14 protein-coding genes and 1 pseudogene are annotated in these 13,567 nt (G+C 67.5%); 6 read left to right on the top strand and 9 right to left on the bottom strand.

What is annotated here, in order from left to right:
* Position 1: 1 nt before the first annotated feature.
* The 8 genes from OSC30_RS13590 to OSC30_RS13555 all read right to left on the bottom strand — a co-directional run bounded on the left by OSC30_RS13590 (position 2) and on the right by OSC30_RS13555 (position 6,616).
* Entirely contained in the window at positions 2-640 is a 639-nt protein-coding gene (locus OSC30_RS13590) for a GDSL-type esterase/lipase family protein (RefSeq protein WP_267172406.1), read from the bottom strand.
* A 204-nt stretch (positions 641-844) separates the two neighbouring features.
* The gene (locus OSC30_RS13585) at positions 845-1,384 is read right to left on the bottom strand and encodes a DUF2884 family protein (protein ID WP_267172405.1); all 540 of its coding nucleotides are present in this window, start codon (positions 1,382-1,384) and stop codon (positions 845-847) included.
* Between the two features lie 22 nt (positions 1,385-1,406).
* Positions 1,407-2,402, bottom strand: a complete 996-nt coding sequence (locus OSC30_RS13580) for an ABC-2 transporter permease (protein ID WP_267172404.1) — start codon at positions 2,400-2,402, stop codon at positions 1,407-1,409.
* Positions 2,399-3,256, bottom strand: coding sequence for an ABC transporter ATP-binding protein (locus OSC30_RS13575; RefSeq protein ID WP_267172403.1), 858 nt, complete (start codon positions 3,254-3,256; stop codon positions 2,399-2,401). Before OSC30_RS13575 ends, OSC30_RS13580 begins: the two co-directional genes overlap by 4 nt.
* Positions 3,253-3,627, bottom strand: coding sequence for a GntR family transcriptional regulator (locus OSC30_RS13570; protein WP_267172402.1), 375 nt, complete (start codon positions 3,625-3,627; stop codon positions 3,253-3,255). Before OSC30_RS13570 ends, OSC30_RS13575 begins: the two co-directional genes overlap by 4 nt.
* Positions 3,628-3,630: 3 nt before the next feature.
* Complete coding sequence (locus tag OSC30_RS13565) at positions 3,631-3,954, bottom strand: hypothetical protein (RefSeq protein ID WP_267172401.1); 324 nt, start codon at positions 3,952-3,954, stop codon at positions 3,631-3,633.
* A gap of 259 nt (positions 3,955-4,213) precedes the next feature.
* Complete coding sequence (locus OSC30_RS13560) at positions 4,214-5,875, bottom strand: amidohydrolase (protein WP_267172400.1); 1,662 nt, start codon at positions 5,873-5,875, stop codon at positions 4,214-4,216.
* Between the two features lie 156 nt (positions 5,876-6,031).
* Positions 6,032-6,616, bottom strand: a complete 585-nt coding sequence (locus OSC30_RS13555; RefSeq protein WP_267172399.1) for an FMN-dependent NADH-azoreductase — start codon at positions 6,614-6,616, stop codon at positions 6,032-6,034.
* 118 nt (positions 6,617-6,734) lie between these two features.
* Here OSC30_RS13555 and OSC30_RS13550 point away from each other — a divergent pair, with 118 nt between their 5' ends.
* Genes OSC30_RS13550 through OSC30_RS13540 form a run of 3 tightly spaced genes read left to right on the top strand, consistent with a single transcriptional unit; the run spans position 6,735 to position 9,704 of the window.
* Entirely contained in the window at positions 6,735-7,712 is a 978-nt protein-coding gene (locus tag OSC30_RS13550) for a LysR substrate-binding domain-containing protein (RefSeq protein WP_267172398.1), read from the top strand.
* 43 nt (positions 7,713-7,755) lie between these two features.
* Complete coding sequence (locus OSC30_RS13545) at positions 7,756-8,901, top strand: pyridoxal phosphate-dependent aminotransferase (RefSeq protein WP_267172397.1); 1,146 nt, start codon at positions 7,756-7,758, stop codon at positions 8,899-8,901.
* Entirely contained in the window at positions 8,889-9,704 is an 816-nt protein-coding gene (locus OSC30_RS13540; RefSeq protein WP_267172396.1) for an amidohydrolase, read from the top strand. The genes OSC30_RS13545 and OSC30_RS13540 overlap by 13 nt, the downstream gene beginning before the upstream one ends.
* A gap of 321 nt (positions 9,705-10,025) precedes the next feature.
* Here the strand turns inward: OSC30_RS13540 and OSC30_RS13535 are convergent, their stop codons facing one another.
* Positions 10,026-10,808 carry an enoyl-CoA hydratase/isomerase family protein gene (locus OSC30_RS13535; protein WP_267172395.1) on the bottom strand — a complete coding sequence of 261 codons (783 nt, stop codon included), beginning with the start codon at positions 10,806-10,808 and terminating at the stop codon, positions 10,026-10,028.
* A gap of 145 nt (positions 10,809-10,953) precedes the next feature.
* On the opposite strand from OSC30_RS13535, the gene bamJ reads away from it, so the two are divergent.
* The 3 genes and pseudogenes from bamJ (at position 10,954) to OSC30_RS13515 (ending at position 13,472) form a co-directional block, all read left to right on the top strand.
* Entirely contained in the window at positions 10,954-11,664 is a 711-nt protein-coding gene (bamJ, locus tag OSC30_RS13530) for a BamJ family beta-barrel-assembly machinery protein (protein ID WP_267172394.1), read from the top strand.
* Between the two features lie 130 nt (positions 11,665-11,794).
* Positions 11,795-12,612: pseudogene (locus tag OSC30_RS13520) on the top strand (CoA pyrophosphatase).
* Positions 12,609-13,472, top strand: a complete 864-nt coding sequence (locus OSC30_RS13515) for a sulfurtransferase (protein WP_267172391.1) — start codon at positions 12,609-12,611, stop codon at positions 13,470-13,472. The pseudogene OSC30_RS13520 and the gene OSC30_RS13515 overlap by 4 nt, the downstream one beginning before the upstream one ends.
* The last annotated feature ends 95 nt before the right edge of the window (positions 13,473-13,567 follow it).

Below are 13,567 nucleotides of genomic sequence, written 5' to 3'. Positions count from 1 at the left end.
TTCAATCCAGAAGGAACGGCTTGAGCGTGCTCCATGCGTTGTCCAGCAATCTCGCCTGGGCCGTGGCCGTCGGGTGGACGCCGTCATCGAGCAGCAGCGCCGGCTGGTTGGAGACGCCGGCCATCAGCGAGGGCAGCAGGACGACGCCCTTGTCGTGTGCCACTTGCCGATAGACACCGCGCAACCGTGCGGCGCATCGGTCGTGGTCCAGCTTCGGCGGAATCTCGAAGCCGAGCACCGCCACGCGCGCGCCGGCATCGTGGGCCATATCGATCAAGCGGGACAGGTCGTGGCTCAGCTGCGTTTCGGTGGCGCCGAGGATGGCGTCGTTGCCGCCCAGTTCCAGGATCACCGCCTGCGGATGATGGCGAGCCAGCAGTCCCGGGAGTTCGGCGATTGCATCGGCCATGGTCTTGCCGCCGCGGCTGGCGTTGACGATCGTCGGCGGCGTGGCGGCGCTCGCCTGCAGGCGGCGAGTGAGCAGGCTCACCCAGCCCGATGCCACCGGCACGCGGTGGGCCGAACTTAGGCTGTCCCCGACCAGCAGCACGGTCTGCGCGGGAACTGCGGCGAGCACCGTGGTGGCGGGCATGGCGATGCAGAGGAACACGGCGGCCAGCGTGGCTTTCAGCAGGTTCATGGGTTTTCCTTCGGGACAGCGGGAACGGCAGCGGCCGGTTCGGCCGCCGTGGATGACTGGCAATGGCTCTTGGGCGGAGGCTGGCGTTGGCCGCCTCGACTGTCGATCGAGCGCGCGGCCGGGCGGGCGGGGCGGCTGCGCTTGCCGCGGCGGGAAACCCGCCGCGGCGTTCCTTCCGATGGATTCCGGCAACCGGTCAGGCGGTCAGGCGTCCTTCGAGCAGTCAAACCCGCTGCCGTCGATGATTCCGCCGAAGGGCTTGAACGCGGCCAGGGAGCTGCTCAGGCGTTCCTGCGCGGCGCGGATCTGCTGGATGTCCAGGCAGATCTTCGACGCTTCCTGGTCGACCCGCGTGGTGGCGGCCTCGAGGCTGGCGTCGGCCTGCCCGCTATCGCCGCCGGTGACGTGGGTTGCGGCGTTCTTCAGCGATTGCACCGCGACGGCCGCGCCCGCCTCGCCGGTGGCCAGGCCGTGCTCCCGCACCGCCCGGGCGCCCTGGAAATACTGCTGCAGCCACTGCCGCTGGGCGGCATCGACCGCCACGGCGCGGCCGTCGATCACCAGCTTGCCGGCGGCATCGAGGGTGGCCTCGGCGCCTCCGTGGCCGTGCAGGGTGACCTGGTCACCCCGGACCACGATGCCGCCGTTGGCGATGGTGGTCGAGTTGTGCGATCCGTTGCCACAGGCGGCCAGCAGGGCGCTGGCGGCCAGGACGAAAGCGAGTGCGGTGTTTCGAATGAACATGGTCGAGCCTCCTGGAAACCGATCAACCGTCGTCGCGCCAGCGGCGGAACCAGATGGCGGCCGCGATGAGTGCCGCACCGGCCGCCACGCCGATCCACAGGTTGACCGAGGCAAGCAGGTGATAGGCGTTGCCCAGGTTCATGAAGTCCAGATTGTTGTTGCCCGTGTGGATGAGGTCGTCGCTGCCGACCAGGCTGGCGCCGGGAAAGGCGCTGAACAGGGCGCGGGCCACGATGTTCTGCCAGAACCAGCTCGCCGACAGGTTGAACAACCCCATGATGCCGAACCAGCTGACCAGCAGGCCGGTGGCGACGGGCAGGGCGATGGCCCACAGGAACGGCTTGGTGCGGGCCCAGGCCGAGCATGCCATCAGCCAGCCGACCGAGGGCAGGGCCCACAGCAGGTACAGCGGGATGTGGCCGATCATGTTGAGCGTGACGCGCACCGGATGGGCGAGCATCAGCAACTGCCACACGTGGATGCCGTGGAAGGACAGCGTCGTTGCCACGATCAACAGCTGCAGGATGCCTGCCGCGATGCCGGCCGCGGTCGCGATCACGGGAGCCACGAGCGTGGCGCTGAGGACCTTGGAGATCACCGTCTCGGTATCCGATAGCGGCAGCGACTTCCAGAACAGGATGCTGCGGTCGCGCCGTTCGTCGTAGATGGCGCCCAGGCAGTAGAAGAACACCACGAAACCCAGTACGACGAAGATCAGCGCCATCGAGGAGTACATGGCCATGTCCAGCGCCATGCCGACCTGGCTCATGTCACCGGCGTCCATCTGCGAGATGACGCTCTGCAGGTTGCCGCCGCCGAAGTGTTGCTTCGCCGCCCCTAGCTCACCGATGTGGATGCCGTGGCGGGCGCCGATCACCTCGGCGGTGATGATGCCCATGATGTTCAGCAGCAGGAAGATGCCGCCGGTCACCAGCGGCGCCCACAGGAAGCCGCCGCGGTGTTCCCAGAACTCGCGCTTGACGAGCCAGTACATTTGGTTGCCAGCAAGGGTTTTCATGCGTAGGTCCCTTTCATGGTGGCGACGAACAGGTCGCTGACGGACGGCCGGCGGATTTCGCCAAGTGCCTCCAGCGTCGGGCGGTCGGCGCCGTCAAACAGGAAGATGCTCTTGCCGAAGACCTGGCGTTCGTCGATCGGCTTGAGTGCGCGTGCGGCGGCGGCCTGGTCAGCGCTGACCATGACTTCGGCGAAGCGGTCGCCGACGGCGTCCATGTCGGTATCCAGCACGATCTTGCCGTCGCGGATGAACATCAGGTCGGTGAGGATGTGCTCGACCTCCTCCACCTGGTGGGTGGTGATGATGATCGTCTTGTTCTCGTCGAAGTAGTCCTCCAGCAGGCTCTGGTAGAACTGCTTGCGGTAGAGGATGTCCAGGCCCAGCGTGGGTTCGTCCAGCACCAGCAGGCGGGCATCGATGGCCATCACCAGGGCCAGGTGCAGTTGCACGATCATGCCCTTGGACATCTGCCGCACGCGCTGGTCGGGCGTGAGCTTGGTGCGGGCCAGGAAAGCCTCGCACTTGGCGCGGTCGAAGCGCGGGTGCACGTGGGCGACGAAGTCGACCGCCTCGCGTACGCGGATCCAGCGCGGCAGCACCGCCACGTCGGCGATGAAACAGACCTGTTCCATCAGCTTGTCGCGCTGGGTACGCGGGTCGTAGCCCAGCACCGACAGTTCGCCGTCGAACCGGGTCAGCCCCAGGATCGCCTTGAGCGCGGTGGTCTTGCCGGCGCCGTTGGGGCCGATCAGGCCGACGATGCGGCCGGACTGGATCTGGAAATCCACGCTGTCCAGCGCGACGGTGTTCTTGTATCGCTTGCTCAGGTTGCGCGCGGTGACAATGGCGCTCATGGCTTGGATTCCGTGTTGGCGGGCGCTTCGCGCATCAGCGTTTTGAGATCGAGCCCCAGGCGCTGCAGGCGCGCGAACAGGGTCGGCCATTCTTCGCGCAGGAAGCGCTCGCGCTCGGATTTGAGCAAGGCCTCGCGGGCCCCTTCGTTGACGAACATGCCCAGGCCTCTCCTTTTCTCGACCAGTTGATCGTCGACCAGCTCCTGGTACGCCTTGGAGACGGTCAGCGGATTGATCTGGAAATCCGCTGCCACCTGGCGTACCGACGGCAGCGGGTCGCCTTCGTTCAAGGCGCCATCCAGGATCATCGCCACCACGCGTTCGCGCAGCTGGCGGTAGATCGGGACGCTGTCGTTCCAGGTGATGGTCATACGTTATTCCTTGCTGGCACGGACGATCTGGGTGCCGAACGAATAGTAGGGCATGGCCAACTGCGCCCCGAGCAGGGTGGCGCCCGCCTCGGCCTGCGTGCCCAGTGCCGGCGCCAGGGTGGCGCTGGTGATGTCGGAGCGTTCCAGCAGCGCGGCGGCACGCAGGTCGCTCGCACTCGGGCTCACTTCGACCGGCGCCAGATTGACCACGCGCACGCCGTTGATGTCGGAAACCGGCGCGGTGCGCACGGGGGTAGTCAGGGCAACCAGGCCCGTCGCGGTAAACAGCGTGGCGGCGGCCAGGGCAATCAGGTTCTGCGCTTTCATGGCGGGTCTCCTTTAGTGACCTCGTGAACCGGTGTTGTAGTGAACTATAACACCATCCCGGAAAGCGTCAACAGGTAACTGGCCATGACTGATGGCCTAGTTACGGATTGCTTTTCAAATCAGGTGGTTCGGTGGCTTCCGGGCAAGCGCGGCGCCTCCGTCCTGTCGTAGGGAGCGGGCACCCACAGCCGTAAGGTGGGCTTCAGCCCACCAGCCCCTTCGCCGCGCGCCAAAGGTGGGCTGAAGCCCACCCTACAGCTCACTTTTCGGCGGAATACACCTGCTTGCCGCCGACCCAGGTGCCCAGCACCTGGGTCTTCCAGAGGTCTTGCGGATCGATGGCGAAGATGTCCCGGTCGACCACGATGAAGTCGGCGTACTTGCCCGGCTCCAGCGTTCCTTGCGTCTTCTCCGCGTGGCCGGCATAGGCCGCGCTCAGGGTGAAGGCGCGCAGGGCCTCGACCAGGCTCAATTTCTGGTCGGGATACCAGCCGCCGGGTGGCTGGTTGTCATGGTCCTGCCGGGTCACCGCCGCGTGCAGGCCGAAGAACGGATTGGGCGATTCCACTGGAAAATCCGAGCCGAACGCCACCACCGTGCCCTGGTCGAGGAAGCGCCGCCAGGCATAGGCGCCTTCGATGCGCTGATGGCCCACGCGGTCCTCGGCCATGTTCATGTCGGAGGTGGCGTGGGTGGGCTGCATCGAGGCAATCAGCCCGAGCGGCAGGAAGCGCGGGATGTCTTTGAGCGAGACGATCTGCGCGTGCTCGACGCGGTTACGGAAAGCCTTCGCTTCCGGATGCGTCTTGTAGGCCGCGGCGAAGCTGTCCAGCACCTCGCGGTTGGCCGCGTCGCCGATGGCATGGATGTTGACCTGGTAGCCCTTGGCGAACGCTTTGCCGATCTTGGACACCATCGTGCCGGGGCTCATGAACAGCAGGCCGTGGTTGTGCGGATCATCGGCGTAGGGCTTGAGCATCGCCGCGCCGCGGCTACCCAGCGCGCCGTCGGCGTACAGCTTGACCGAATGCACGGTGAGGAAACCGCCGCCGTAACCGTCCAGCGGGCCTTCGGCAGTGATCGTGTCGAAGGCGTCGCCGGTGTCGCGGATCATGGCGTAGATGCGCGCGGTGAGCTTGTGCTCATCGGCGTAGCGTTTGTAGAGGCGGTAATTGGGCAGGTCGATGCCGGCGTCGTCCACGCCGGTCAGGCCGACGCTGGCCATCTCGGCCAGCGCGGTATCGAGCGCGGCGGCGCGTTCCTTGTCGGTCGGCTCTGGCGCCTGGATCAGCGCGGCGGCACCGTCGACGAACACGCCGGTGGGATTGCCCTGGGCATCGCGCTCGATGCGGCCGCCGGGCGGATCCTTGGTATCGCGGGTGATGCCGGCAAGCTTCATGGCTGCGGTGTTGGCCCAGGCAGCGTGGCCGTCGATGCGGCTCAGCCAGACGGGGCGGTCGGCGACCACCGCGTCCAGTTCCTTCGCGGTGGGGAAGCGGCCGAGCTTCCAGATCACCTGGTTCCAGCCGCCGCCGGTGATCCAGCGCGCGTCCGGATGGGCCTGCGCGTAGGTTTTGACGCGGGCCAGCGCCTCGTCCAGCGACTGCGTGCCGGCAAGGTCGGCCTGGTTGCGCGCGTAACCGAGCTCCAGCACGTGGCCGTGGGCATCGATCAGGCCCGGCAGCAGGGTGTTGCCGTGGCCGTCGACCACCTTGGCGTCGCCGGCCTTCTTCGCCAGGGCCGCGTCGGCGCCGATGGCGACCACCTTGCCGTCGTCGACCAGCAGGGCTTCGAAATGCTGCAACTTGCCGTGGCTGTCGAGCGTGTAGCCCTTGACGTTGTGTACGTAGAGGTCGGCCGCCTGCAGGGCGGGAGCGGCCGCCAGCAGGGCGAGCAGGGACAGACGCAGGGTGCGGTTCATGCGCGCGGATTCCTGTGCGGGGAAAGCCGCAGTGTGTCCGGCCGGGGCCGGTTTTTCCACCAGCGCGGGCGCCGAAGCCAAAGAGCGCAGGCGGGGCGCCTTCGACTTCGGCCTGCGGTCTACGCTCAGGACGACCGGCTGGTGGTTCGCCGGGGCTTATGCCGCCTTGGGCAACAGCGTCCCGATGGCTTCCTTGGCCGCCGCCAGCGCCTGGCTCTTGTGCTCGGCACTGACCGCCACGCCCTCGGCGCGGACGAATTCCACATCGGTGACGCCTAGGAAGCCGAGCACGTTGCGCAGGTAATTTTCCTGGAAATCCATCGCCGCGCCGGCGGTGCCCTCGCCGTAGAACCCGCCACGGCTGGAGGCGACGATCACCCGCTTGGCGCCGGCCAGGCCTTCGGGGCCCTCGGCGGCGTAGCGGAAGGTCTTGCCGGCCACCACGATGCGGTCGATCCATGCCTTGAGCTGGCTGGGGATGCCGAAGTTGTACATCGGCGCCCCCAGCACGATGACATCGGCGGCGAGGAACTCGTCCATCACCTCATTGCCCAGCAGGCTGGCCGGATCGTTGGCGTCGGCCACCGGGGACCAGTGCGGCAGCGGCTGGGCGGCCAGGTCGCGGTAGCGCAGGGCGACGTCCGGATGGGCGCGTCGGAACTGCGCCACGATGTCCGCGGTAAGCCCGCGCGAGACCGAATGGCTGCCCAGGGCGCTCGAGTCGATATGCAGCAGTTTCATGGCGTTTGGCTCTCATCCCATGCCGGCGTGCCGGCGATGGGAGAAAGGATAGATTTGCGACAATGACTTGATAAGTCGGGTAATATCGAACTTATCGTTTCTCAAGGGAAACAAAGTAATGACTCTCGACGGCACGCTGCAGGACCTCAACGACCTGTATTTCTTCGCCATGGTGGTCGAGTACAAAGGCTTCTCGGCCGCCGGCCGCGCGCTGGGTATCCCCAAGTCGCGGCTCAGCAAGCGCGTGGCCCAGCTGGAGGAGCGCCTGGGCGTGCGGCTGCTGCAGCGGACCACCCGCCGCTTCGTGGTGACCGAGGTGGGCGAACGCTTCTATGCGCATTGCCGCGCCGTGCTGGAGGAAGCCCGTGCAGCCCAGGACGCGGTCGACGAGTTGCGCGCCGAGCCGCGCGGCGTGGTGCGGCTGAGCTGCCCGGTGTCGCTGGCGCAGACGGTGGTGGCGCACGTGCTGCCGGAATTCCTGGCGCGGTATCCCAAGCTGCAGGTGCGCGTGCTCTCCAGCAACCGGCGCGTCGACGTGGTCGGCGAGGGCTACGACCTGGCCATCCGCGTACGCAGCAAGCTCGACAGCGACGCCAACATGGTGATGCGCACCTTTGGCCTGTCGCGCGTGCTGGCGGTGGCCAGCCCCGCGCTGCTCGACCAGCTGGGCCGGCCCTCGGAGCCGGCCGGGCTGTCCGTGTTGCCGGCCCTGACCATGCTCGAACACGAGGGTGCCCAAGTGTGGGAGCTGATCGATGCGCACGGCGAACACGTGTCGGTGGAAATGAACGCAAGGCTGGTCACCGGCGAGTTTGCGCTGCTGCTGGAAGCGGCGCGCCGCGGGCTGGGCGTGGCGTTGCTGCCCGAGTTCGTCTGCGCGCCGGCGGTAACGCGCGGGGAGCTGGAGGTGGTGCTGCCGGACTGGAGCGCGCCCGAAGGCACCATGCACTTTGTCTATCCGAGCCGGCGCGGCATGCTGCCGGGCGTGCGCGCGCTGGTCGATTTTCTGGCCGAACGCCTGCCCGAGGCGACGCGGCAGAAGCACGAGCAGTGCCGCCAGCGCCCGCTGGCGCCGCTCGACCAGCCGCCCACCTGAGCCGTGCTAGGCTTGCCGTTTGGCCATCCATACATCCGCGCGCATGAATATCGATACCAAGCTGCCCAAGGTCGGCACGACCATTTTCAGCGTGATGAGCCAGCTCGCGCTCGATCACCAGGCGGTGAACCTGGGCCAGGGCTTTCCCGATTTCGAGCCGCCGCAGGCGCTGCGCGATTCGGTGACACGCGCGATGGCCGAGGGCCGCAACCAGTACGCGCCGGGCATCGGCATTGCGTCGTTGCGCGAGCAGATCGCGATCAAGACCCAGCGCCTGTACGGGCGCGGCGTCGATCCTGCCACCGAGATCACGGTGACCTCCGGCGCCACCGAGGCGCTGTTCTCGGCGATCGCCGCGATCGTGCGCGCGGGCGAGGAGGTGATCGTGTTCGATCCGGCCTACGATTCCTATGAGCCGGCGATCGAACTGCAGGGCGCGCGCGCGGTGCATATTCCGCTGACGGTCCCGGAGTTCGCGATCGACTGGCAGCGCGTGCGCGATGCGATCACGGCCAATACGCGCATGATCCTGGTCAACAGCCCGCACAACCCGTCGGGTGCGGTGTTGTCCGCGGACGACCTGGACACGCTTGCCGAGATCACCCGTGATACGGGGATCGTCGTGCTCTCCGATGAAGTGTACGAACACATCGTCTACGACGGCGCACGGCACGAAAGCGTGTTGCGGCACCCGGAGCTGGCCGAGCGCAGCATCGTGGTGTCCAGCTTCGGCAAGACCTATCACTGCACCGGCTGGAAGGTTGGTTATGCGGTGGCGCCGGCCGCGCTGTCGGCCGAATTCCGCAAGGTGCATCAGTACCTCACTTTCTGCACCTTCCACCCGGCGCAGGTGGCTTTTGCCGAGATCATGGCCAACGATCCGGCGCATTATCTGGAACTGCCGGACTTCTACCAGGCCAAGCGCGACCGCTTCCGCGCGTTGCTTTCGCCCTCGCGCCTGAAGCTGCTGGACGTGCCGGGCGGCTATTTCCAGCTGGTCGACTATTCGGCCATCCGCGACGAGGACGACATCGCCTTCTCGCGCTGGCTGGTGGAGGAGGGCGGCGTGGCCGGCATCCCGCTGACGCCGTTCTACGAAAAGCCACCGGGTACGCGGCTGCTGCGCCTGTGTTTTGCCAAGAGCGACGCCACCATGGCCGCCGCCGCGGAGCGCCTATGCCGTCTGTAACCATGCAGCCGCTGACCGTCAGCCTGGTGCAGGGCGCCACACGCTGGCACGACGCGCCGGCCAACCGCGACTACTACGGCGCCTTGGTACGGCAGGCGCGCGGTAGCGACCTCATCGTGCTGCCGGAGACGTTCCTGTCCGGCTTCAGCAACGATACCCGGGCCTGTGCCGGCACCATGGATGGCGAGGGCGTGGCCTGGCTGCGCGCGCTGGCCGGCGAAGTGGGCGCGGTGATCTGCGGCAGCCTGGCGATCGCCGAGCAGGGCACCGTCTACAACCGTCTGTTCTGGATGCGTCCGGACGGCAGCCACGCGCAGTACGACAAGCGCCACCTGTTCCGCATGGCCGGCGAACATACCCGCTACGGCGGTGGCCGCGAGCGGCTGGTAGTGGAACTGAAGGGTTGGCGCATCCTGCCGCAGGTCTGCTACGACCTGCGTTTTCCGGTGTGGCTGCGCAATCGCCGCCTGGAGAGCGCCGCCGGCGGCATGGATTACGACCTGGCCCTGTTCGTGGCCAACTGGCCGGCACCGCGGCGGCAACCCTGGCGCACCCTGCTACGCGCGCGGGCCATCGAAAACCTGGCCTGCGTGATCGGTGTCAACCGCGTGGGCGTGGACGGCAACGATCTGCCGTACGCGGGCGACAGTGCGGTGATCGATCCGGTCGGCGAGGCGCTGATCGAGCTTGGCACGCAGGAACAGGTGGCCACCGTGCGGCTGGATCCGGCGCCATTGCTGGCGCATCGGCAGCGTTTCCCGGCCTGGATGGACGCCGACGAGTTCACCCTCGCGCCAGACTGACCGAACACGCAGGCATGGGCCGCGCTCGGGACCGGCTGCAGTTGCTTGCATCCGGATCGCGTCGTCGTCGGCGCTCGCCAAGGCCCGAAGAACGGCTGCACATCCGCACGGAAATTCCGTGCGAAATGGCGCTTCTTCAGTCTGTGAACCCGCAGGCGTGAATTGCGAGACAACGGTGTGAGGAATCAGCAGGAGCCTACTTGGGGCGAGTGGGCCAAGAGCCTCGCCCCCAAGTGGGCTCTACAAAAAGAATGAGCCGGTCGCCTTTGGCTAACGCGCCCAACGGGAGGCGATGGGCTGAAGCCCATCCTGGGATTTCCCTCAGCGCCCTTTGAACTCGGCCTTGCGCTTCTCCAGGAACGCCTTTGTTCCTTCACGCATGTCCTCGGTGGCGAAGGCCAGCGCGAACCCCTGCGTCTCGAATTCCAGGCCTTGATCCAATGCGGTCTCGCCGCCCAGCAGGACGGCGTCAAGGATGCCCGCGGCGGCGAGCGGCGCGGCGGCGGCCAGCTGGTCGGCCAGCGCGTCGACCGTCTCGTCCAGCGTCTCGGGCGCCACCACGCGGTTGACGACGCCCAGTTCGTACGCCCGCTGCGCGCCGATGGGCGCGCCGGTCAGGCACAGCTCCAGCGCGGCGCCGCGGCCGGCCAGGCGCAGCAGGCGCTGGGTGCCGCCGAAGCCCGGGATCAGGCCCAGGTTGATTTCCGGCTGGCCGAACCTGGCTTTCTCGCTGGCCACGCGCAGGTGGCAGGCCATGGCCAGTTCCATGCCGCCGCCCAGCGCGAAGCCCTGGATGCGTGCAACCACCGGTTTGCCGAGCCGCTCGATGGTGCTCATCAGGCGCTGGCCGGTGCGCGAGAAGGACTGCGCCTGCACGCTCGTGTAGCCATTCATCTCGGCGATGTCGGCGCCGGCGACGAAGGCCTTCTCGCCCGCGCCGGCCAGCACCACCGCGCGCACCGCGTCGTCCTGCGCCGCCTGGGTGAAGGCGATGGTCAGCTCGTTGAGCGTGTCGCGGTTGAGCGCGTTGAGCTTGTCGGGGCGGTTGACGGTGATGATGCGAACCGCGCCGCGGTTGGCTACGTCAAGGTTGCGATAGGCCATGGCAGGCGCTCCGGCATGGGAAAACGCGCATGGTAGCAGCGGGAACCTTTGCCGCCGCGCGGGTTCGAAGCAAACGCCGGCGTGGCGCTGCAAGCCACCATCGATGCGCTTAGCATGTCGGTTCCGTCGAAGGTGGAGGCAAGGCATGACACGACTGGGTGGACTGGCGCTTGGCGTGCTGTTGCTGGGAAGCGTCGCGCATGCGCAGGACCGCGCCGCCACGTCGGGTTCCCAGGGCAAGCTGGACAAGCAAAAATTGTCCTACGCCATCGGTTACCAGATCGGCAGCCAGTTCGCCGGCGGCGAACCGGACGTTGATCTGTCCACCGTGCAGAAGGCCATGGCCGACGCCTACGCCAAGCGCCATCCGGCCGTCTCGATGCAGGACATGCATGCCCAGCTCGAGCGGCTGGAGCAACAGATGCACAGCAGTGCGGTGGCCGAGTTCAAGCGCCTGGCCGAGGCCAATGCGCGCAAGAGCGCCGCGTATATGGCGAAGAACCGCAAGCAGGCGGACGTGGTGCAGCTTCCCTCCGGCATCCAGTACGCCGTGATCGAGCAGGGCGAGGGCCGGCAGAGCCCCACGGTCACCAGCACGGTGACCGTCAACTACCGCGGCATGCTGATCGACGGCACCGAGTTCGACAGCTCCTGGGCGCATGGTTCGCCAGTTACTTTCCAGGTCGACAAGGTGATCCGCGGGTGGCAGGACGTGCTTCCGCGCATGCATGTGGGTGATCGCTGGAAGGTGGTGATCCCGCCGCAGTTGGCCTACGGCGAGCGCGGCCAGCTGCCGCGCATCGGGCCGAACGAGGCGCTGGTGTTCGAGATCGAGTTGCTCGATATCAAGGACTGAGTACTTCGCAGGAGCCCACTTGTGGGTGATGCCTTGGCTTTGATTTGCTCCATGCCAGGAGCATCGCCCACAAGTGGGCTCCTGCAGGGAACACGGTGCGAGCGGCGCTGCATCGGCTACCATTCCACTGATGTCTCCGCCCGATCTCCCCCTCTCCGCAGCCACGCCGCTTACGCCATGCATCGGCATCTGCCGGCTGGATGCGCGCGGCTGGTGCGAGGGTTGCCTGCGCAGCGGCGAAGAGATTGCCCGCTGGCGCGGCATGGACGATGCCGAACGCCTGCGCTACATGCGCGAGATCCTGCCCGCACGCGCGAGGGCGTGATGGACGGCGTGGCGGAACCATCGTCCGGCGTGTTCGACGCGCTGCTCCGTGCGCTGCGGCCGTTGTCCGATCCGCCTGCCGGCCCGGGCTGGAACCACGCGCACATGGTCGACCTGCTCGGCGATGCACCCAGGCGCCCCGCGGCGGTGCTGATCGGCGTGCGCGAGGGCGTGCAGCCGCGATTGGTGCTCACCGTGCGCACGGCACACCTGCAGGCACATGCAGGCCAGGTGGCTTTTCCCGGTGGACGCAAGGATCCGCAGGACGCCGACGCGATCGATACGGCCCTGCGCGAGAGCCAGGAGGAAATCGGCCTGGAGCGTACGCAGGTGCAGCCGCTGGGCTTCCTGGATTGCTTCGAGACCATCAGCGGCTACTGCATTACCCCGGTGGTCGGACGCATCGACGAGGACGCGGTGCTTTACCCGACGCCCGCCGAGGTCGCGGAAGTGTTCGAGGTTCCGTTCGCGTTTTTCCTTGAACCGTCCAACCTGCGCCGCTATGTGATGGATTACCGCGGCCACCGGCGGGCGATGGTCGAATTCGTCCACGGCGGCCACCGCATCTGGGGCGCCACCGCCGCGATGATGCTCAACCTGCTCGAACGGATGGGACGCGCATGAGCCTGCACACCACCTTGATCGATACGGCCACGCTGGCCGCGCTGCCGCCCGACGAAGTGCTGATCGTCGATTGTCGCGCCGATCCGGCCGGCGCCGGCGCCGCCGACCCGGACAAGGCTGGGCGCGAATACCGTGAAGGCCACATTCCCGGCGCGGTGCACGCCAGCCTGGAACACGACCTGTCCGACCTCGGCCGCCAGGACCAGGGACTGGGCCGTCATCCCTTGCCGCTGGAGCGCGCGTTTTCCGCCGTGCTCGGCCGCTGGGGCTGGCGTGCGGGCCTTCAGGTAGTGGCCTACGACGCTGGCAGCAGCGCGCTGGCCGCGGCGCGGCTGTGGTGGTTGCTGCGCCTGGCCGGCGTGCAACAGGCGGCGGTACTCGATGGCGGCCTTGCCGCATGGCGCGAGGCGGGACTGCCGTTGGAAGCCGGCACGGTGCAGCGCACGCCGACCGACGTCGACCTGCGCTTCGATGCCCGCCAGGCGATCACCGACCACGCCGCCCTGCACGCCGATCCCGCGCCGATGTTGCTCGACGCCCGCGCCGCCGCGCGCTATCGCGGCGACAGCGAGCCGCTGGACCGCGCCGCCGGCCACGTGCCCGGCGCACGCAATCGCCCCTACGCCGACAACCTCGGCTCCGACGGCCGCTTCAAGCCGCCGGCGCGGCTGCGCGATGAGTTCTCGGCGGTGCTGGGCGATACGTCGCCGGAAAAAGTGGTGCACATGTGCGGCTCGGGCGTCACCGCCTGCCACAACCTGCTGGCGATGGAATACGCGGGACTCCATGGCTCGCGGCTTTACGCGCCCTCATGGAGCGGCTGGCTGAGCGACCCGTCGCGGCCGATCGCCACCGGTTGAGCTGGCCTGTCGCATCTTCCGTGTCGCAGGGGCCGGGTAGTGCTCGGCTCTAAGCGCCCACTTGTGGGCGATGCTCTTTCTCTCGAGCCGGCCGA

It is taken from the genome of Frateuria hangzhouensis (assembly GCF_026410505.1).
GTDB lineage: Bacteria > Pseudomonadota > Gammaproteobacteria > Xanthomonadales > Rhodanobacteraceae > Frateuria_A > Frateuria_A hangzhouensis.
The sequence above is the reverse complement of the archived record's forward strand: the minus strand, read 5'-3'. Positions and strand labels throughout refer to the sequence as shown.